Source organism: Pseudomonas frederiksbergensis, assembly GCF_017114915.1.
Classification (GTDB): domain Bacteria; phylum Pseudomonadota; class Gammaproteobacteria; order Pseudomonadales; family Pseudomonadaceae; genus Aquipseudomonas; species Aquipseudomonas frederiksbergensis_I.
The window spans coordinates 137709-158018 of record NZ_JAAUOE010000010.1; the positions used below are offsets into that span (position 1 = coordinate 137709).

General features: G+C 62.2%; 22 protein-coding genes. 7 read left to right on the forward strand and 15 right to left on the reverse strand.

Features of this window, described 5'->3' with window-relative positions; translation table 11 throughout:
* Positions 1–63: 63 nt before the first annotated feature.
* The 7 genes from ubiT to norR all read right to left on the reverse strand — a co-directional run bounded on the left by ubiT (position 64) and on the right by norR (position 6753).
* Positions 64–534 carry a ubiquinone anaerobic biosynthesis accessory factor UbiT gene (ubiT, locus tag HCU66_RS10415; RefSeq protein WP_205888403.1) on the reverse strand — a complete coding sequence of 157 codons (471 nt, stop codon included), beginning with the start codon at positions 532–534 and terminating at the stop codon, positions 64–66.
* Positions 528–1418: a U32 family peptidase gene (locus HCU66_RS10420; RefSeq protein ID WP_205888404.1), complete on the reverse strand. Its 891-nt coding sequence runs from the start codon at positions 1416–1418 to the stop codon at positions 528–530. The genes ubiT and HCU66_RS10420 overlap by 7 nt, the downstream gene beginning before the upstream one ends.
* A 10-nt stretch (positions 1419–1428) precedes the next feature.
* Positions 1429–2424 carry a ubiquinone anaerobic biosynthesis protein UbiU gene (gene ubiU / locus HCU66_RS10425; RefSeq protein WP_205888405.1) on the reverse strand — a complete coding sequence of 332 codons (996 nt, stop codon included), beginning with the start codon at positions 2422–2424 and terminating at the stop codon, positions 1429–1431.
* 75 nt (positions 2425–2499) lie between these two features.
* Positions 2500–3735, reverse strand: a complete 1236-nt coding sequence (locus HCU66_RS10430) for a molybdopterin molybdotransferase MoeA (RefSeq protein WP_205888406.1) — start codon at positions 3733–3735, stop codon at positions 2500–2502.
* Positions 3732–4286, reverse strand: coding sequence for a molybdenum cofactor biosynthesis protein B (gene moaB, locus HCU66_RS10435; RefSeq protein ID WP_205888407.1), 555 nt, complete (start codon positions 4284–4286; stop codon positions 3732–3734). The genes HCU66_RS10430 and moaB overlap by 4 nt, the downstream gene beginning before the upstream one ends.
* A 199-nt stretch (positions 4287–4485) precedes the next feature.
* On the reverse strand, positions 4486–5133 hold the full coding sequence (pdxH, locus tag HCU66_RS10440; protein WP_205888408.1) for a pyridoxamine 5'-phosphate oxidase: 648 nt from the start codon (positions 5131–5133) through the stop codon (positions 4486–4488).
* 90 nt (positions 5134–5223) lie between these two features.
* Complete coding sequence (norR, locus tag HCU66_RS10445) at positions 5224–6753, reverse strand: nitric oxide reductase transcriptional regulator NorR (RefSeq protein ID WP_205888409.1); 1530 nt, start codon at positions 6751–6753, stop codon at positions 5224–5226.
* A 154-nt stretch (positions 6754–6907) separates the two neighbouring features.
* Here norR and ytfE point away from each other — a divergent pair, with 154 nt between their 5' ends.
* A complete protein-coding gene (gene ytfE, locus HCU66_RS10450; RefSeq protein WP_205888410.1) occupies positions 6908–7582 on the forward strand; it encodes an iron-sulfur cluster repair protein YtfE in 675 nt (224 codons plus the stop codon).
* A 75-nt stretch (positions 7583–7657) separates the two neighbouring features.
* On the opposite strand, the gene HCU66_RS10455 is transcribed toward ytfE, so the two are convergent.
* Together HCU66_RS10455 and HCU66_RS10460 are read right to left on the reverse strand one after the other, a co-directional pair.
* On the reverse strand, positions 7658–8095 hold the full coding sequence (locus tag HCU66_RS10455; protein ID WP_205888411.1) for a hypothetical protein: 438 nt from the start codon (positions 8093–8095) through the stop codon (positions 7658–7660).
* Positions 8096–8123: 28 nt separating this feature from the next.
* A complete protein-coding gene (locus HCU66_RS10460; RefSeq protein ID WP_205888412.1) occupies positions 8124–9314 on the reverse strand; it encodes an NnrS family protein in 1191 nt (396 codons plus the stop codon).
* 528 nt (positions 9315–9842) lie between these two features.
* On the opposite strand from HCU66_RS10460, the gene HCU66_RS10465 reads away from it, so the two are divergent.
* Positions 9843–10526: a Crp/Fnr family transcriptional regulator gene (locus HCU66_RS10465; protein WP_205888413.1), complete on the forward strand. Its 684-nt coding sequence runs from the start codon at positions 9843–9845 to the stop codon at positions 10524–10526.
* A 5-nt stretch (positions 10527–10531) separates the two neighbouring features.
* Complete coding sequence (locus tag HCU66_RS10470) at positions 10532–10717, forward strand: protein DnrP (protein WP_241015450.1); 186 nt, start codon at positions 10532–10534, stop codon at positions 10715–10717.
* 193 nt (positions 10718–10910) lie between these two features.
* Here the strand turns inward: HCU66_RS10470 and HCU66_RS10475 are convergent, their stop codons facing one another.
* The 6 genes from HCU66_RS10475 to HCU66_RS10500 form a co-directional block, all read right to left on the reverse strand.
* A complete protein-coding gene (locus HCU66_RS10475) occupies positions 10911–12752 on the reverse strand; it encodes a nitric oxide reductase activation protein NorD (RefSeq protein ID WP_205888415.1) in 1842 nt (613 codons plus the stop codon).
* 77 nt (positions 12753–12829) lie between these two features.
* Positions 12830–14257 carry a cbb3-type cytochrome c oxidase subunit I gene (locus HCU66_RS10480; protein WP_205888416.1) on the reverse strand — a complete coding sequence of 476 codons (1428 nt, stop codon included), beginning with the start codon at positions 14255–14257 and terminating at the stop codon, positions 12830–12832.
* Between the two features lie 3 nt (positions 14258–14260).
* Positions 14261–14701 (reverse strand): c-type cytochrome, encoded by a 441-nt coding sequence (locus HCU66_RS10485; RefSeq protein ID WP_205888417.1) that lies wholly within the window; start codon positions 14699–14701, stop codon positions 14261–14263.
* 236 nt (positions 14702–14937) lie between these two features.
* Positions 14938–15189 (reverse strand): cytochrome C oxidase subunit IV family protein, encoded by a 252-nt coding sequence (locus HCU66_RS10490; RefSeq protein WP_205888418.1) that lies wholly within the window; start codon positions 15187–15189, stop codon positions 14938–14940.
* A 10-nt stretch (positions 15190–15199) separates the two neighbouring features.
* A complete protein-coding gene (locus tag HCU66_RS10495; protein WP_205888419.1) occupies positions 15200–15787 on the reverse strand; it encodes a cytochrome c oxidase subunit 3 family protein in 588 nt (195 codons plus the stop codon).
* Positions 15771–16553: a CbbQ/NirQ/NorQ/GpvN family protein gene (locus HCU66_RS10500; protein WP_420908053.1), complete on the reverse strand. Its 783-nt coding sequence runs from the start codon at positions 16551–16553 to the stop codon at positions 15771–15773. The genes HCU66_RS10495 and HCU66_RS10500 overlap by 17 nt, the downstream gene beginning before the upstream one ends.
* Before the next feature lie 208 nt (positions 16554–16761).
* Here HCU66_RS10500 and HCU66_RS10505 point away from each other — a divergent pair, with 208 nt between their 5' ends.
* From HCU66_RS10505 to HCU66_RS10520, 4 genes are read left to right on the forward strand one after another with little or no spacing between them, the layout of a single operon-like run.
* Positions 16762–18453, forward strand: a complete 1692-nt coding sequence (locus HCU66_RS10505; protein ID WP_205888421.1) for a cytochrome D1 domain-containing protein — start codon at positions 16762–16764, stop codon at positions 18451–18453.
* 24 nt (positions 18454–18477) lie between these two features.
* Positions 18478–18792 (forward strand): c-type cytochrome, encoded by a 315-nt coding sequence (locus HCU66_RS10510; protein WP_205888422.1) that lies wholly within the window; start codon positions 18478–18480, stop codon positions 18790–18792.
* Between the two features lie 15 nt (positions 18793–18807).
* On the forward strand, positions 18808–19134 hold the full coding sequence (locus HCU66_RS10515) for a c-type cytochrome (protein WP_205888423.1): 327 nt from the start codon (positions 18808–18810) through the stop codon (positions 19132–19134).
* Positions 19131–20309 carry a cytochrome D1 domain-containing protein gene (locus tag HCU66_RS10520; protein WP_205888424.1) on the forward strand — a complete coding sequence of 393 codons (1179 nt, stop codon included), beginning with the start codon at positions 19131–19133 and terminating at the stop codon, positions 20307–20309. Before HCU66_RS10515 ends, HCU66_RS10520 begins: the two co-directional genes overlap by 4 nt.
* Position 20310: the final 1 nt, after the last annotated feature.

The window sequence follows — 20310 nt, forward strand, 5'->3', positions numbered from 1 at the left end:
ATCAATGTTGTATGGGCCGGCCCCTTCGCGGGCAAGCCCGCTCCTACGGGTGATTTGTGTCAGTCACCCTGCCGCCAGCCCCTTCCCTGCCCGCTCCAGGTTGCGCCACAGCCAGACCGGCAATACGTCGGGGTCAAGGCTGTCGATCAGGTTCTTCAGCGCCAGCCCCAGTTCGGTATCGCCTTCGATGACCAGGCGCCGACGAAAGAACAGCGTGTCCGGATCTTCCTGACGACTCGCCAGGAGTAGAAACTCGCGCCAGTTGCCGCTGATCGTCACATCCGCCGTGGCGTGCCGGGCGATCCGCAATCCTTCACGACTGAAGGTCAGGTACCAGGACAAGCCCAGATCCGCAATCCGCAGGCACAGCCAACGCCCACGCAACACTTCAAATTCGCCATCGCGCAATGGCTCGGCGAGGCAGCGATTCAGCGCCTGCTGCAACGCCAGGCGCTGCACGGCAAAAGGCACCCGGCGCACCAGCGGCAGCAACCGGTCGGCACCTTTCAACAGCCACTTCTTCCGATTCAACACAGGCCGACCTCCTCGACGCGCAGCATGCCGGCCTGGCCATGCCAGTAACCATTGCACCCTTCGACGAACAGCGGCGGTGTCTCGCCCAGGCGAACCCGTTGATAGGCCGCGATCACTTCGGCCATGCCCTGAGCACGAGGGCTCAGGCGCAACAGATCGGCACCGCAGGCCACCAGCCCGGAATAATCGGCCAGCAGATTGGTCACCTGGGCCGACATCGTCTGAATACCGTTAAGGGTGAACAGCGGCTGCCCTTCCTGGCTGGTCAGCGCCAGGCCGTCGGGGTAGTTGATGCAGCAGAATTGGCAGTCGTCCTTGGGCCGGTTTTCCGCACGGGCGGTGAAGCAGCGGGCGGAATAGGCCAACGGCAAATGCCCGTAGGCGAAGATTTCAACTTCCGGCACCGCACGGTTCAGTTCGCGCACCTGCCCGATCACATCACCAATCAGCGCCGCCGAACATTCCACGGGCGGCACCCAGCGGGTCATTCCGCTGTCCAGCAACTGCACCAATGAGTGACCGTTGTACAGATTGAGGGCCGGCCCCCCAACGAACGGTAACTTGCGCTCGGCCAGGAATTGCACCGCGCCCATGTCATTGGCTTCCACCAACATTTGGCCGTTGTCGCACAGCCGGCGCAGGCTGGAGAGTTCGGACGCCGCCTCGATCAGCGTCAGGCTGGAAAGCACCAACTGCGCCTGGCTGCATTCCTGCAACTCGCGCCCCAATCCCAGCCATTGATCCAGTGAAAAGGCCCGGCGTTTCGAGCACACGGTTTCCCCCAGGTAAATCACATCCAGAGGCAAGGCCGACATCTCGGCGTAAAAGTGGCTAAGTTGCTCTTTGTCCCAATAAAACAGGACCGGTCCCAGGCTGAGTTTCATGTCGAGCCCCTCATTGCCATGATCGATGATAAGCACCCAGGGTGGTCTGGCTGCCTTCGGACAAACCGGCCAGCACCTGACGCCATTCTTCCTTGACCCGAAAACTGCCCGGCGCGCCGCGATGGGCATCCAGCGCCGCGCGCCAGACACGGGTGACTTGTTCGACATAGGCCGGACTGCGTTGCCGGCCCTCGATTTTCACCGCTTCGACGCCAATGGCCGTCAGTTCCGGCAGCAAGTCCAGGGTGTCGAGGCTGGTGGGCTCCTCCAGCGCATGAAAGCGTTTGCCCTCGACCAGAAAACGGCCTTTGCACAAGGTCGGGTAACCGGCCGATTCGTCAGGGGTGTAGCGATCGATCAGCACTTCGCTGAGTCGCGCGCTCAAGCCTTCGGCGTCTTCGCTCCAGCGCACCGCCTTGGCCGGCGAACAGACGCCGCACAGGTTCGGCGACTCGCCGGTAATGTAGGAAGACAGGTGACAACGCCCTTCGGCCATGATGCACAGGCTGCCGAAGCCAAACACTTCGATGGGCACCGGGCTGCTGGCGGCGACCTGGCGTACTTGCGCCAACGACAACACCCGCGGCAATACCGCGCGACGAATGCCGTAGCGCTGCGCATAGAACTCCAGCGCCGCGGCATGGGTCGCCGAGCCCTGGACCGACAGGTGCAACGCCAGCTGCGGGTGACGCTGACTGGCGTAGTTGAGCACTCCGGGGTCGGCGGCGATCAGCGCATCCACGCCGAAATCGGCCGCACGATCCACCGCCCGCTGCCAGCGCTCCCAGCCTTTGGGTTGCGGGTAGGTGTTGACCGCGACGTAGAGCTTGCGCTGATGCTGACGAATGTGGGCGACGGCGGCGTCGAACTGCTTGTCGTCCATGTTCAGCCCCGCGAAATGCCGGGCGTTGGTGTCATCGCGAAAGCCGACATACACGGCATCGGCGCCTTGGCGCACCGCCGCTTTGAGCGCAGGCAGGTTCCCTGCCGGGCAGACCAGTTGCATGGGTAATCCTCATGAAAAACGCGCTGCCAGTCTAGCCAGACCGGCAGGCACGGCCTTGACGGCAATCAATTGCCCTCAATGCATCAGGTCGGCAAAAGGCAGGAACAACACGTTGTCGTGCTTGAGCACTTGCTGCTCGCAGTCGATCACCGCCAGCCCGTCGGCCCAGCACGCGGCGGTCAACATCGCCGAGCTCTGCTGAGGGTGCAGTTCCACACGCAACTGGCCGTCGGTGCCGGGCGTCAATTTGGCCCGCAGGTACTGCCGACGCTTGTTGCGCTGCAGCCAGTCGAACCCGGCCGGCACGGCCAGCGGCACCGGCAGCACGTCCGTCACGCCCTGGGCCCTGAGCAGAAACGGACGCACCACCACCAACGCGGTGATCAGCGCCGCCGACGGGTTGCCCGGCATGCCGATCCAGGGTTTGCCGGCCACTTCGCCAAAGGCCAGCGGCTTGCCGGGCTGCATGGCCAGCCGCCAGAAATCCACGCGGCCCAGTTCCTCGATGGCCTGTTTGAGGTGATCTTCCTCGCCCACCGACACGCCACCGGAGCTCAGCAGCAGGTCGCATTCCGAAGACGCCAGGCTCAAGGCATGCCGGCTGACCGCCAGTTCATCGGCCATGACGCCATAGTCATGCACCTCGACACCCCAGCCGCGCAACAACGCAGCGAGGCAATACCGGTTGCTGTTGTAAATCTGCCCCGGCGCCAAGGGATCGCCCGGCTCGCGCAGTTCATTACCGCTGCTGAGCAGGCACACCTGCAACGGCCGATAGACCTCGACCCGGGCGATCCCGGCGCCGGCCAGCAACCCCAGTTCCTGTGCGCGCAGGCGTTTGCCGGCCTTGAGCAACAGATGCCCGCGACGCACTTCCTCACCCTCCTTGCGCACGTGATCACCCATGGTTACCGGCGGGAACCAGACACGCCCGCCCTCGACCCGGCAGCGCTCTTGCGGCACAACAGTGTCGGCACCCGGTGGCAACGGCGCGCCGGTAAAGATTTGCACCGCGTGCTGCGCGAGCAAAGGCGAGCACGCTTGATCCCCTGCCGCAATTCGCCCGCCAATCGACAAACAGCCACCTTCCGACGGCAGGTCGGCGGCCCTGAGGGCATAACCGTCCATGGCACTGTTGTCCCAGGCCGGCAGGTTCACCGGACACTGGATGTCCGCCGCCAGCACTCGTCCCATGGCTTGATCCAGCGGGATCATATGCGCCAGGGGCGGTGGCGGTGCCTGGTCGAGCAGACGGCTGATGGCCTCGTCCACGGGCATCAGGTTGCCGAGGTCACACACCCGGCCGGTCATGGGCGTGCCTCGCAGGCGTCGATGACCCGCTGCGCCTGCGCTTTCAAATGCGGGGCGAAATTGCACGGGCCGGTGCGACTGTCCAGTTGTTCGAGCAGGATCTTGTTCCAGGCGGTCCGGCAGGCACCCGGCGAGCCAGGAACGCAGCACACCAGTACGCCGTTACTCATGCCGGCCAGTGCCCGGGACTGCAGGCTGGACATGCCGATTTCCTCCAGAGACACCTGGCGGAACAATTCGCCGAAGCCTTCCACGTGTTTGTCCAGCAGCGGCAACACCGCTTGCGGTGTGTTGTCGCGAGCGGTGAAACCGGTGCCGCCGGTCATTAATACAACTTGCACCTGGGGGTCGGCGATCCACTGGGAGACCTTGGCGCGGATCTGATAGATGTCGTCCTTGACCAGATCCCGATCGATCAACACATGCCCGGCGGTTTGCAGCAAATCGGTCAGGGTCTGTCCCGAGGTGTCGGTGTCAAAGGTGCGCGTATCGCTGATGGTCAGCACGGCGATGTTCAGGGGTTCGAAACTGCGTTGCGCCAGATGGGCCATATCCAGGTTTTCCCGTAGATGAGGGTATGGCCCAAAGCCTGAACCGGAATGGCGAGCGAGCCTATTCCTCCAAGGAGGTATCTCGATGGGGACAATGAACACCTGTAGGAGCGGGCTTGCCCGCGAAGGCGATAGTCGACTCAACACATGCATCGACTGAGATGACGCCTTCGCGGGTAAGCCCGCTCCTACACAGTGTTCAAGGCGCCAAGCGGCTGCGTTGCCATACGCCCTCGCGTAAACGGTAGTCGATTCGATCATGCAAACGGTCAGCCCGCCCTTGCCAGAACTCCAGACGCTCAGGGTGCAAGCAATAGCCGCCCCAATGCTCGGGGCGCGACACGGTCTGGCCGACGAAGCGTTTGATGGTTTGCGCCAGCATGGATTCCAGCGCGGCGCGACTGGCCAACGGACGACTTTGCGGTGAGGCCCAGGCCCCCAGACGACTGGCCATCGAGCGGGTATCGAAGTACGCATCCGAGAGTTTCGGGTCGAGCCTGGACACCTGCCCTTCGATACGCACCTGGCGCTCCAGCCCCGGCCAGAAAAACGTCATGGCGGCATAGGGATTGGCCGCCAGTTGCTGCCCCTTGTCGCTCTGGTAATTGCCGAAGAAAGTAAAACCTTCATCGCTCAACCCCTTGAGCAGCAGCACCCGGCAGTGCGGCCGCCCTTCATCGTCGACCGTCGCCAGCACCATGCTGTTGGCCTCGACAGGTGCGCACTCGGTGTCGCGGGCCTGTTGCAGCCATTGCCGGAACATCGCCAGCGGATCGTCCAGCGCTGCTTCATCCTGCAGGCCATTAAGGGTGTAGTTGCGGCGCATTTGGGCCAGGGAAAGGGGCATGACAGTGATCTCCGGGAAGGTTTTGCGCAGTGTGCGAGGCACTGCGCGACACCACCTTGACCGCCATCAACATGCGGCGCCGCCCCTGGCTTACTTAAGGCGCAGACGCCGGGCCAGTTTGTGCAGATTGCTCGGATCGACTTCCAGCAACCGCGCGGCGCTGGCCCAGTTCTCCCCGGAAAGACTCAAGGCGTGGAGAATTTTTTGCCGCTGGTAATCGTCGACGGCTTCGCCCAACGGCTGGAACGGCAGATCAGCCGTCACGTCCGGGGATGGCTCGAGCATCGACGCCGGTGCCGTCATCGCGCTGTCGAGATCAAGCACCTCAGGCTCCAGCGTCATGATCAACGTGCGACTCGTCCCGCGACTGAGCTGCTTCAACGCGGCCCGGCTGATCACGTGTTCCAGTTCGCGCACATTGCCCGGCCAGGTATAAAGCAGCAGCGCGCGTTCGGCCGCCGGCGACAGGCGCAAGCCCCGCAGGCCGAGCCGCGCCCGATTGAGTTCAAGGAAATGCCCGGCCAGCAGCAACACGTCGTGGCCGCGTTCGCGCAGGGCCGGAATCGGCACCGGGTACACCGAAAGCCGGTGATACAGATCGGCGCGAAACAAGCCGTCGCGGATGCTGTCCGGCAGGTGCCGGTTGGTGGCGGCGATGATGCGCACATCGACGTGCAACGGCTTGTCGGCGCCCAAGCGCTGGATCTCGCCATTCTGCAGGGTGCGCAGCAATTTCGCTTGCACGCTCAAGGGCAACTCCCCGACTTCATCGAGAAACAGCGTACCGCCATTGGCGGCATCGAAGCGTCCGGCACGGTCACTGGTGGCGCCGGAAAAGGCGCCTTTGACATGCCCGAACAACTCACTCTCTGCCAGCGACTCCGGCAAGGCGGCGCAGTTGACCTGTATCAGCGGCTTGTGGTGACGCCTCGAAAGACGATGCAAGCGCCGGGCGAACAGCTCTTTGCCGACGCCGGTCTCGCCCAGCAGCAACACCGGCAAATCGGAGTCGGCCAGTACATCCAGCTCATTGAGCAACTGGTGCAACACCTCACTCTGCCCGAGGATCTCGCCCTCGCCGACCGGCATTCGCAAGTCCTGGGGATCGCTGCGGGACAGACGCAAGCTGCGGTTTTCCTGTTCCAGGCGAGTGACCCGCACGGCGGCTTCGATCTGCAGGGTGCAACGCTTGAGTTCTTCCCGCGCCTGGCTGTCAAAGGTCCCGGCATGCAGCGCATCGAGGGTGATCGCGCCCCAGATCCGCCCCTCGACATAGAGACTCACGCCCATGCAGTCATGCACCGGCAGCGGTTCGCCGACGTGGTTGTCGAGCAGGCCGTCGTAGGGGTCCGGCAGGCGACTGTCGGGCTCGAACCAGGTCGGCTCGCGCGACGCCATGATTGCCGCCAGTCGAGGATGCTGGGCGATGACGAACCGGCGCCCCAACGCTTCATGCACCAGCCCCACCGTCGCAACCGGCCTGAGGCTGTCGTCATCCAGACGCAGCAAGCCCACGGCGCCACTGTTGAAGTATTCGCGCAGGGTCTGGACCAGTCGTTGCAACCGCACGGCATTGGGCAACTCGACGATCAGGTCGGCCGCCAGGCTTTCTCGCAGCATGGTAGTCATCACCCTCTATGGTTGGATTCACCCTGAAGCATCAGGGTAAATATCACCACAACTAAAAATTAATCCATGTTTTTCAATACGTTAAAAATGGCATGCCGGGTGCAATGAGCTTGGAGAACCGTTGAAACCCAAACAAGGAACCCTGATGAGCCAGACCCTATTGGAACAAAGCCTCGGCCAACTGGCCTGCGACATTCCCGGTGCCACCCGGATCTTCCACACCTTCAAACTGGACTTCTGTTGCGGCGGGCATAAAAGCCTGCGTGAAGCAGCCCTTGGCAAACACCTCGATCCGGTCCTGATTGCCGACGCCCTGAGCTTGCTGCAAGACGCCGGCGAAACCCAGCACGACTGGCGCAACGAGCCGTTGGAACTGCTGATCGCCCACCTCCTGACGCGTTACCACGCCCGCCATCGCGAGCAACTGCCGGAACTGATCCGTCTGGCTCGCCGCGTCGAGCAGGTCCACGGTGCGCGCAGCAGCTGCCCCAACGGCTTGGCCGATCTGCTGACCGACATGCAGCAAGAACTCGAAGGCCACATGCTCAAGGAAGAACAAGTGCTGTTCCCGATGCTGCAACAAGGCATCGGACCCCAGGCCGCACCGCCGATCCAGGTGCTGCGCTTTGAACATGATCAACACGGCGAAGCGCTGGAGAAGATGCTCGCCCTGACCCATCACATCACCCCGCCTGCCGATGCCTGCAACACCTGGCGCGCACTCTACCGCGGGTTGCTGGAGTTTAAAGATGACCTGATGCAACACATCCATCTGGAAAACAATGTGTTGTTCATCAACGCCCTGAACCCTCGTCATTGATCGCTTGCTGATCCCGCCCAACCCGCGTCAGCCCACCGGTTGACGCGGGTTTTGTTTATCCGGAACGGCTTGCGATCAGCCGTGCCAATAGAACATCGCCTTGGCCAGGATCACGATCAACACCATGTGCCCCAGGATACTGCGGCGGATCCAGCTGGCGCGGGTCGCGGTCAGGCGCGCGTGGGTCAGCCAATACGCCAACAGCAAGTAGTGACCAATGATGCTCAGGGCCAACAGGATTTTCAGGCTCAGCAACGTACCAAACTGGCTGGCCAGCGGCTGACTCAATGCACCCCGGTACTGCCACGCCAGGCCGATGCCGGCGCCATACAACAGCAACACCACGCCGTGCAGGACTTTACGCGAACGCAGCGCAATCGCCTGATCCGCCGTCGCTTGCGCAACGTCCGTCAACGGCTGGCGGGCGCGATGCCAGATGACCACCTCGAAAAACAGCGTACCGATGAAAGCAATAGCCGCCAGCAGGTGGGTGACCAGTAGAAAGGGGTACATCAGCGCCAGCCTCTGTCAGTTCGCGTGCTCATCCCGGATGACCGTCGACCCGGGCTCGCAGCAGCATCGGCCCATAACGCCAGGCGTACAGCGCAAACGCCAGCGCCCAGCACAGGCCGGCCAGCCACAATGCGCCCAAGGGCAAGAACAGGATCAACACCACCCGGCTCAAACACGCCAGGTTGAGCAGAATGAACGCCAGGGTCATGCCTGATGGCGGTTCCAGGGGGCGACCGGTGTGGCCGAGGCTGACCCGGGCGATCATCGCCAACACCAGGCCGCCCATGGCCCCAATGGTCAGGCAATGCACCGCCAGACTCGGGTTGATCGGCACGCCGAAGTGCCACAACGCCATTGCCAGACAGGCCACCGCCAACCAGCCATAGGCCAGGTGCAACGACCACAGCAACGGCACGCGCCAGAGTGCCCGGTCATGCCAACGCACCAGGCGCAGCAGATGCCCCGCCGCCAGCACCGCGAACAGCAGGCCCACCCAGACATTGGGGTTGAGCGCCGGTCCCGCGGCATACAGCAACGCCACCAGCGGCGACCCGATCAACAGCAGTCGATCCAGCCAGGGCCAGGCTGCAACGCCTTCAACCCGACCAAGGCCACGCTGGGTGAAGAACGGAATGACCCGCCCGCCGATCAACCCCATCATCGCCGCCACCAGCCAGAGGCCGCTCAGCACGCCCTGGCGTTGCCAGCCTTCATGCCCCTCGACCAGGCCATACAGGGACAACCCGTCGGCCCCGGCCAACAACAGCAAAACCACCACAATCGGGTAGTTACGCTTCTGCCGCACCTTCCACAGGGTAAAGCCCATGAGCACCGCCACTGCCAACGGGAACGCCAGTTCCAGCACCGCGAGCAACGGCCATGGCGCGTTGGCCAGCCAGGCCACTCGCGCCAATAACCACAGCAACGCCAGCGCCGCCAACGGTTTGCCACTGAGGCCGGGGCGACCGGTCCAGGTCTGCACCGCCGTCAGCAAAAAGCCCGCGATAATCGCCAGGCCGAATCCGAACAGCAATTCATGCCGATGCCAGCCCAACCAGCCGCCTGCCGGCTGCCAGTTGGAAATCGAGCCACTGAAGGCCGCCAGCCAGAGCGGTATGGCCAGCACCGCCAAGAGGCTACCGGCGAGGAAAAATGGTCGAAAGGCCAGACGAAACAGCGGCGTGATTGCCATTGCTTTACGGCGGTCAAGCACTTGCATAAAACCACTCCTCTACCTTGTTGCCGACCTTGCGCCAACCCGCAGGCGCCGAGGTAAATCCAGGAGCAATTATCGGGTATTACCGATCAATTGCCGTTGTCGCAGATCAAGTGTGCAAGGGGCATGCCCCAATTCCGGAGTTAACGCGCACTGTAGGAGCGTGGCTTGCCCGCGAAGAATGCACCGCGGTTTTCAGGCATTACGCGTCATCGTTCTTCGCGGGCAAGCCACGCTCCTACAGGGTACAAATGACCATTAAAGGGTTATTTGCACCCTAATCATCAGGGTATTTTTTACCCTCGCACTTGAGAACCCCGCTAAATAAAGGCCTCCAGGCCTGGCCCATGTCTTGCTCAAGCTTCTGGAAATCAAATAAACCGATCCCCCGGAGTCGTCATGAAAAAAGTCATCCAGCCACTGGCCTGGTTCGTGGTGCTGACCTCAATCCTGGCCGTGGCCAGCGGCGTTTCCCTGGGCCTCGTCTGACTTGATCACCAGTCCCCTTCTCTACCTTCAGGATGAATTCTCATGGTGCTTCACCGCGTCCATCACCAGATTCTGCGCAGTCATCATTTGTTCGAGCCGTTGAACGAAGAACAACTGGACGAATTGATGAGTACCAGCCACTTGCTGAGCATCGACAAAGGCGAGCCATTGTTCCGTCAGGGTGAGCCGGCCGATGCGTTCTATTTCATCATTGCCGGCGCGGTGAAGATCTACCGACTGACACCGGATGGGCAGGAGAAAGTGTTCGAGGTCATCAGCGAGCGGCAAACCTTCGCCGAGGCGATGATGCTGATGGACACCCCCAACTATGTGGCCTCGGCCGAAGCGGTCTGCCCCACCCAGCTCTATCGGTTATCCAACAGCACCTACATGCGCCTGTTGCAGAGCAACAGCCGGCTGACCTTCGCGCTGCTGGGCAAGCTCTGCGTTCGTTTGCATCAACGGGTCAACGAAATCGAAACCCTGTCCCTGAAAAACGCCACCCACCGGGTCGTGCGTTATCTGCTGACGCAACTGGTGCGCTTGCAGCCTGTTGACTGCCAATTCGAGCTGCCGATGGCCAAGCAACTGATTGCCGGACATCTGTCGATCCAGCCGGAAACCTTTTCGCGGATCATCCGCCGCCTGATCGATGAAAACATCATCACTCAGGAGGGCCGCCAGATCGCCATTCTTGATCGTCTGCGCCTGGAACAGTTCGAGTGAGTGCCATGCCCGCCTGCCTGTATTGCCAACACGCCAACCCACCGCAAGCGACCGAGTGCCACCAATGTGGCATGCCTTTGCCGGCACTGGCTGCACGCGCCGGGGAACGTCGGCAGCGCCGATTCATGTGGTTTTGCGTTGGCCTGACGATCTTTTGCGTGGTGATGTTCTTCTGGTTGCCGCGCAACTGAAGACCACACACATCCCCTGTAGCAGCTGCCGAGCGTGCGAGGCTGCGTTCGGCTCGGGCCGCGTTCGGACGCAGCAGTCGCAAATCCTGAACCCACGGTATTCCTGAATCACCGCGGTGAATGGTTTTACGACTGCTGCGCAGCCGAACGCAGGCTACGCCAGCTGCTACAGGGACGCAGGTGGTCAAGGAGATCACGGTTGGGTCAGTTGGCGGTACAACTGCGGCAGGCGCAGGGGTAACTGCTCGGGCTGACGGATCAAGGTGTAGCCATTGGCGCCAAACATGTACGGCAGGTAATCCCCGGCTTCGCGATCGATCGTGATGCAGAACGGCGTCAACCCTTGGCGCCGCGCCTCCAGCACCGCTTCGCGGGTGTCCTCGACACCGTAGCGCCCCTCATACAGGTCCAGATCATTCGGTTTGCCATCCGTGAGCAGCAGCAACAGTTTGCTGCGCCGCTTGCTCGTGCCCAGCAGTTGCGTGGCCTGGCGAATGGCGGCGCCCATGCGTGTGTAATAACCCGGTTTGAGCCCTTGGATGCGGCCTCGGGTGTTGTCGTCATACCGCTGGGTGAACGACTTGAGTTCCTGCATGCGCACTTGCTGGCGGCGCAGCGAGGAAAACCCGTACAGGGCGAACTCATCCCCCAGCACCGACAGGGTTTCGCCAAACAGCAGCAAGCTGTCGCGGATCACGTCGATGACCCGATGCTCATCGTTGAGGTGGGCGTCGGTGGACATCGACACGTCGGCCAGCAACAGGCACGCCAGGTCGCGGCGCGTCTGCCGTTGCTCCATGAACAGACCGCGTTCGGCGCACTGGCCCTGCTCACGCTCAACGTGAAAATCCAGCCAGGCCTGCATGTCCAGCTCAGAACCCTGGGGTTGCTGGCGTAGCCACTGGCGATCATTGCGCAGGTGCTCGAACTGGCGCCGCAAGCGGTGTGCCGAGGCCTTCAAGCGTGGCGGCAGCGGCTGTGCCTCACAGTCGCGGGGCACCCTCATTTGCAGGTTGACGAAGCGCGCCTGCATTTGTTGTTTGCGATAGTCCCACTCCGGCAACTTGAGGCCCTCGCCCAGGGGAATGTCGTCGACATCGGCTGGCGGTAAATCCAGGTGCAGCTTGAGACCGCCGCCCTTGCGCAGGCGTGTGCGCGACAGGGTCAGTTCGTCCAGGTCGTCGGCGACCCGGGCGGCGTCCGGGTCCTCGCTGTCGTCCGACCAGCGATCCAGGTCCACGTGCTCGGTCCAGCTGAACAGGTTTTCCAGGCGTACCACCAACAGCCCGCCTTCACGGGTGCTTTCATCGATCCGTGTGGCGCGTTTACGCCCGCTCTTCTGTTCACCGGGCGGCGTCGTCAACGATTCTTCGGACTCATCCCCCAGATCGGCAGCCTGCGGGCTGGCAAGGTTTTGCGGCGGGTACAACCACAGCGGCAGCGGCCATGCGGCCCGTTCGCTGCGCGGGAAATGTTCGACGCTGCCGGGTTCGCGCAACGCCTGGCACAACGCCCGTTCCAGTGCGGCTTCACTGGCGTTCAACGAGGCCGGATCGGGGCGCAATTGCAGATGGGCATCGACCAGGCGTGTGTAGCGAGCACGCAGCGCGGGATAGCGCCGCAGCAGCTGTTGCGTCCAGCGTTGATTGTCCCGGCCCCAGTGGCGCATCTGCCCGGCCTGTGCCGCCAGCAAGGCAAGCCAACGATAGAGTTCCTCATTGAGTGCGACTTCAGGAAAAACCGCCAGGCTCGATGGCAGCCGAAAATTACTCTCGTCGCACCACGCCAACGGCACTTGTTTGCAGGTGCCGGCGATTTGCTGCAACAGGTTGCGCCGCAGCAGCAGATCGCGGTCGCTGGCGGCTTCCACCGCGATGCCATTGGCGCCGCCCATGGCGCGAAACAACAGCGCCAGCGACCGTTGCTGACTGGCCAGTTCAACCCGCGCTTCAGGGAAATCAGGGCTGGCACGCCGGGTGATGAAACGATGCCAGGCGCTGCCCACCCATTCTTCCAGTTCGACGGTAAACGCCATGATGCTTGCCCTTGCTGGAACCCAAAAAACGGCCCGCTGTATCAGCCGGGCCGACCTTTTCTAGCCATTGCACCCATTCATGAACGGACAACCGCAGCCGGGGCGCGCAAGGCTGCGCGAGCACGCTGCCTGAAGCTCAACAGATAACAGAGCAACCCGGCGAAGAAGCCTAGACCGGCACCCAGACGCGCCCAGAACAGCACGCTCAGATGATCGACCGTGGCCATGAATGGCAAGGCACTGCCGTCGACAGCCCAGCGTTGCAACATCACCTGCACGACACCGGCAGCGGTGAGGAACAGCGTGATCATCACCATCGACAAGGTCATCAACCAGAAACCCCAGACTTCCAGGGTCTGCGAGCGTTCGTCGGCGGCTTCACCCAATCCGCGCAAGCGCGGCATGGCGTAGCTGATCAAGGTCATCACGATCATCGCGTAGGCACCGTAGAAGGCCAGGTGACCGTGGGCCGCCGTCAGTTGCGAACCGTGGGTGTAGAAGTTGACCGGCGCCAGGGTGTGCAGAAAGCCCCAGACACCCGCACCGAAGAACGCCGTGACCGTGGTGCCCTTGGCCCAGAGCGTGGCCGCGCGGTTGGGGTGTTGCCGACGACGGTTCTTCACCATGCTGAAGGCAAAGATCACCATGGCCAGGAACGGCAGCGGCTCAAGTGCCGAGAAGATCGAGCCGACCCACAACCAGACCTCGGGCGCACCGATCCAGAAGAAGTGGTGACCGGTGCCGATGATCCCGGTAATCAGCGCCATGGCGATGATCACGTACAGCCACTTCTCCACGACTTCGCGGTCGACGCCGGTGATCTTGATCAACACGAAGGCCAGCATCGACCCCATGATCAGTTCCCACACGCCTTCCACCCAAAGATGCACCACCCACCACCAGTAGAACTTGTCGCGGGCCAGGTTGCCGGGGTTGTAGAAGGAGAACAGGAAGAACACCGCAAGGCCGATCAACCCGGTCATCATCACCATGCTGACCGTGGTCTTGCGACCTTTGAGCAGGGTCATGCCGATGTTGTAGAGAAAGCCCAGGCACACCACCACAATGCCCATCTTGGTAATGGTCGGCTGCTCCAGGAACTCCCGGCCCATGGTCGGCAGCAACTCGTTGTGGGTCAGTTTGGCCAGGCCCGCATAAGGCACCAGCAGATAGCCGAGGATCGTCAGCACGCCCGCGGCGGCGAATACCCAGAACAGGATGATCGCCAGCTTCGGGCTGTGCAGTTCGCGGTCGGCCTCTTCCGGAATCAGGTAGTAGGCAGCACCCATGAAGCCGAACAGCAGCCAGACAATCAGCAGGTTGGTGTGCACCATCCGCGCCACGTTGAAGGGAATGATCGGGAACAGAAAGTCTCCGATCACGTATTGCACCCCCATGATCAAACCGAACAGCACCTGACCGAGAAACAGCATCAGGGCAAACACGAAGTAAGGTTTGGCCACGGCTTGCGAGGCGAATTTCAGATGTGGATTGGCAAGACTCATTGCTCAGCCCTCCTTGTTTGGCGGCCAGCCATTGGTGTTGATGTTCGAGCTCCATTTGAGGAACTCGGCGATGTCATCCACCTCCTGCTCGCTCAACTTGAACTGCGGCATCGCTCGCCGGCCCGGTACGCCCAGCGGTTGCATCTTCATCCAGGCATGCAGAAAGGGTTTGAAGCCCTCCTCCCCGCCGCGTCGCTGGAACACATTGCCCAGCTCAGGCGCAAAGTAGGCGCCCTCGCCCAGCAGCGTGTGGCAGCCGATGCAGTTGTTTTGCTCCCAGACTGTCTTGCCGCGGATCACTGATTCGCTGAGCTGCGCTTCGTTGCTGCGCACTGGAAAGGTCTGTTCCGTGTGATAGGTCAAGGCCAGGAATATCAGGAAGAAGAAAACGCTTCCCCCGAAATAGATATTCCTGGCCATGCCTTTGGTGAAGGTCTCTGACATCGTCGCTTCCTCTTTGCTTGGCCCGTCCATGATAGGAAGCGAAGGGTTGAAACCTGCTTGATGGCGATCAAGAAATTCTGATGGTTTGGGTCGGGTATCAGGGCCAACCTGTAGCAGCTGCCGAAGGCTGCGTTCGGCTGCGCAGCAGTCGTAAACCCGCCTCCTCAATCATCCTGAAACACCGCGGCGTCTGATTTTGCGACTGCTTCGCAGCCGAACGCAGCCTTCGGCAGCTGCTACAGGGTTCGCGTCAGCCCCACTACCGCCGCCAACACCACCGCCCAACTCAACATCAACCGGCGCCACCCTCGCGGCGCGTGGCGCATCTCCATGAAGCCATCGGTGATCAGCCAGGCCTTGCCGACCGCCACCAGCAAAATGGCCACGGACAGCAGCCACGTTGCGCCCACCTGAGCCAGCACCACCGTGCACACGCTTAACGTGGTCAGCGCGGCCCAGCAGACGAGTAAAAACCTGGATGCCGACATCAGCCCTCCGTCAATTCAGAACGTAGACCAGCGGAAACAGCACGACCCAGATCAGATCGACCATGTGCCAATACAGCACGCCGGACTCAAACCCGCTGCGATTGCCGGCGTTGTACAAGCCACGACGGCAGCGCTGGGCCAGCCATCCGAGAATGACCATGCCGAGCAATACGTGGAGAAAATGAAAACCGGTAAGAATCCAGTAGAGGGTGAAAAACGTGTTGTGCTCCATGCCCAGCCCCGAGGCCAGCAAGTGGCGGTATTCCGTGAGTTTCAACACCACGTAAACGCTGCCGGCAAGCAACGCTGCCACCAGAAACACGGCGCCGTGGCGGGGCCTTGAGCGCCTGACTTGCTCCTGGGCCAGCGCGGCGAACAGCCCGGCGGTGAGCAGGCTCAGGGTCATCGCCAGGCCGGTAGAGGTGTCGAGCAACAGACGGCTTTCGCCGAACAGTTGGGGCTTGAGTGCCTGGGTCATGGCGAACGCCAGCATCAGAATGGCGAACACCGACAGCTCGGCCAGAATGAAAAACCACATCGCCAGATCGCCCGGCAAGTGGCCCGGCGCAACGTTGGCGGGCTCAACCGAAGTGGACATCAACCACGCCCATCAGCGCCGACACCGTCAGCGGATCATCGCTCAGCGGCTCGGCCAGGCAGGCCATGCATGCCTCACGCGGGCTCATGCCGGAACGGATCATCCGCGCGGTGAAAATCAGCAGCCGCGTCGAGGCGACTTCTTCCAGGTCATGTTGGTCCAGTCGGCGCAGGGCCTGCCCCAGCCTGACCACTTGCGCCGCCAGCGCGCTGTCCACTTGGGCTTCCCTGGCGACAATGCGCTCTTCATCGGCCACCGGCGGATAGCCGAAACGCATCGCCACGAAGCGTTGGCGGGTACTGGGTTTCATGCCTTTGAGCAGGTTCTGGTAGCCGGGGTTGTACGACACCACCAACATGAATGACGGCGGTGCCTTCAACACTTCGCCGGTGCGCTCCAGGAACAACTCGCGACGATCGTCGGCCAACGGGTGCAACACCACCACCGTGTCCTGTCGCGCCTCGACCACTTCGTCCAGATAGCAGATGCCGCCTTCACGCACCGCGCGGGTCAGTGGCCCGTCCTGCCACCAGGTGCCCTGAGCACCGATCAGATGCCGGCCGATCAGGTCGGCGGCACTCAGATCGTCATGGCAGGCCACGGTGTACAGCGGCAGTTTCAGCCGATGGGCCATGTGCTGGACGAAACGGGTCTTGCCGCAGCCCGTCGGGCCTTTGATCAGCACCGGCATGCCGTGTTGCCAGGCTTGCTCGAACAGCACCTGCTCATTGTTCAGCGGTTGATAGAAGGGTTCGCAAGACTGAATTCGGTCCATGGGCTACCTGTTCCAAAAGCGGATTCAAGCCACACGCTACGGCCCCCTGCGACAACCTGGCAAGCGCCATGGCCGGCAAACTTGATCGCGGTCAAGCGAGCATCGGCCTGCTCGGGCATAGCCTTGCACGGCACTAAGAACCTGCGTTCTGCGCTGCCGTTTCAGCACATCGCAAAGGTCTTGCCTGAGGAGAAATGGAATGCTGATCAGCAATAGAAAAACGTTTGCTCTGACTGTCGCCACCCTGTGTTCGACGCTGGCCCTCGCGGTGACTCACGCAGCCAGAGCCGAAGAACCCGCCGCTGCTGCGGCCAGCCCGCTGATGGTCAAAACCGCCGGAGCGCCCGACATGAGTCAGGCCGAGTTCGACTCATCCAAGGAAATCTACTTCCAGCGCTGCGCCGGCTGTCACGGCGTTCTGCGCAAAGGCGCCACGGGCAAACCCCTGACGCCGGACATCACCCAGTCCCGCGGCCAACCGTACCTGGAGGCGTTGATTACCTTTGGCTCGCCGGCGGGCATGCCGAACTGGGGCACATCGAATGCGCTGACCAAGGAGCAGATCACGACCATGGCCAAGTTCATTCAGCACACGCCGCCCACGCCGCCGGAATGGGGCATGGCCGAGACGCTGAAAACCTGGAAAGTGCTGGTCAAGCCCGAGGATCGTCCGAAGAAGCAACTGAGCAAACTCAACCTGCCCAACCTGTTCTCGGTGACGTTGCGCGATGACGGCAAGATTGCCCTGATCGACGGCGACAGCAAGAAAATCGTCAAGCTGATCGAGACCGGTTACGCGGTGCACATCTCGCGAATCTCCGCCTCGGGCCGGTACTTGCTGGTGATTGGTCGAGACGCCCGGATCGACATGATCGACCTGTGGCCCGTGGAGCCGACCAAGGTCGCCGAAGTCAAAGTGGGCATCGAGGCGCGCTCGGTGGAGACCTCCAAGTTCAAGGGCTACGAAGACAAATACACCGTCGCCGGCTCCTATTGGCCACCGCAATTCACCATCATGGATGGCGAAACCCTGGAGCCCAAACAGATCGTCTCGACCCGCGGCATGACCGTCGACAAGCAGCAATACCACCCCGAACCCCGGGTCGCGGCGATCATCGCCTCCCACGAATGGCCGGAGTTCATCGTCAACGTCAAGGAAACCGGCAAGGTCATGCTGGTCAATTACCAGGACATCAAAAACCTCACCATCACCTACATCGATGCCGCGCCCTTCCTGCATGACGGCGGCTGGGACAGCACGCACCGCTACTTCATGACCGCCGCCAACAACTCCAACAAAGTCGCCGTGATCGACTCCAAGGAGCGCAATCTGGCAGCCCTGGTGGACGTCGGCAAAACCCCTCACCCCGGTCGCGGTGCCAACTTCGACCACCCCACCTACGGGCCGGTCTGGGCCACCAGCCATCTGGGTGACGAGGGCATCTCCCTGATCGGTACCGACCCGGTCAAACACCCGCAATACGCCTGGAAACAGGTCGCCTCGCTCAAGGGCCAGGGCGGCGGTTCGCTGTTCATCAAAACTCACCCCGACTCCCGTCACCTGTATGTCGACACCACCCTCAACCCGGACGCCAAGCTGAGTCAGTCGGTGGCGGTGTTCAACATCGACAAACTCGACGCCGGCTACACCGTGCTGCCCATCGCCGAGTACGCCGGCATCAAGCAAGGCGCCATGCGGGTCGTGCAGCCGGAGTACAACAAGGCCGGCGATGAGGTCTGGTTCTCCGTGTGGAGCGGCCAGTCAGACGAGTCGGCGCTGGTGGTGATCGACGACAAAACCCTGAAGCTCAAAACAGTCATCAAGGACAAACGACTGATCACACCCACGGGGAAATTCAACGTCTACAACACCCAACACGACATTTATTGAGCTCTATCAATGCAAGGAACTCCCATGAAAAATACTCTGTTTTCACTGTTCGCCCTGACCGCTGCGCTGAGCGTGCAGCCGGCCATGGCCCAAGACGCGCCGGAGCTGTTCAAGAGCAAACCCTGCGCCGCCTGCCATACCATCGACACCAAGTTAGTCGGCCCGGCGCTCAAGGATGTCGCAGCCAAGAACGCTGGCGTGGCCGGAGCCGTGGACACCCTGGCCAACCACATCAAGAACGGTACGCAAGGCAACTGGGGCCCGATGCCAATGCCGGCCAACCCGGTGACGGATGAAGAAGCGAAGATCCTTGCGACGTGGGTCCTGAGTCTCAAATAGCCAATGGAGGGCGTCATGATGGTGTATCGACACGCTGTGGTTCTGGCGGCCCTCCTCCTCATTTGCGCGACCTCGGTTGCGGCGCCGGACGCCAAGCGTCAGGCACAACTCGAACACCTGCTGGCCCAGGACTGCGGCGCCTGCCATGGATTGCACATGACCGGCGGACTGGGTCCCGACCTGACCCGCGCGAAGCTGGCGGGCAAGTCCAGGGACAGCCTGATTGCCACCGTCACCCACGGCCGGCCCGGCACCGCGATGCCCGGTTGGGCTCCGCTGCTCAACCCGGACGACATCCGTTGGCTGGTCGACCTTCTTCTCCAGGGATATCCCGCACCATGATCCGTTCAACCCTGCTGTTAGCGGCGACCGGGCTGTTGTTGTCCGCGTGTGTTCAGCCTCCGTTGCGGGGCACCGGCGATCTGGGCGTGGTGGTGGAGCGCGCCACTGGCAGCGTGCAAATCATCGAAAGCGACACCCGCGGGGCGTTGGCCCGCCTCGAAGGCTTGGGCGACCTGTCCCATGCTTCGGTGGTGTTCTCCCGCGACCAGCGTTATGCCTATGTGTTCGGCCGCGACGGCGGGTTGAGCAAAATCGACCTGCTGAGCCAACGCATCGATCAACGGGTGATACAGGGCGGCAACAGCATCGGCGGCGCCATCAGTCAGGACGGCAAACTCATCGCCGTGTCCAACTACGTGCCCGGTGGCGTGAAGGTGTTCGATGCCGTCACCCTGCAACAAGTGGCCGATATTCCCGCGACACCGCTCGCCGATGGCAGCAAGCGTTCGCGGGTAGTTGGCCTGGTGGATGCGCCGGGGCAACGTTTCGTGTTCAGCCTGTTCGATACCGGTGAGATCTGGAGCGCCGACTTCAGTCAGGGCAACACACCACAGATCAGCCGCTTCACCGGCATCGGCCAGCAACCCTACGATGCGCTGATCACCCCGGATGGTCGCTATTACATGGCCGGGCTGTTCGGCGAAGACGGCATGGCGCAACTCGACCTCTGGCATCCGGAGCGTGGCGTGCAACGGGTGCTGGGTGATTACGGGCGCGGCCAGGCGAAATTGCCCGTTTACAAGATGCCGCACCTGGAGGGCTGGGCCGTCGCGGACAACCAGGCCTTCGTGCCCGCCGTTGGCCGTCATCAGGTGCTGGTGATGGATGCGCGCACCTGGAAGCAGACCGCTGTCATCCCGGTGGCCGGCCAACCGGTGTTCGTCACCTCACGGCCGGACGGTCGGCAGTTGTGGGTCAACTTCGCCTACCCGGACAACGATCGGGTCCAGGTCATCGACAGCGAAACCCATGCCGTGGTCGCCGATCTGCGGCCGGGGCCGGCGGTGCTGCACATGGAATTCACCGCCCGTGGCGACCAGTTGTGGCTGTCGTTACGCGATGGTGATCAGGTTCAGGTCTGGGACCCGTACAGCCTGAAGTTGTTGAGCACTCTGCCGGCCACCGCGCCCAGCGGCATCTTTTTCAGCAGTCGCGCGCAGAAAATGGGGTATTGAG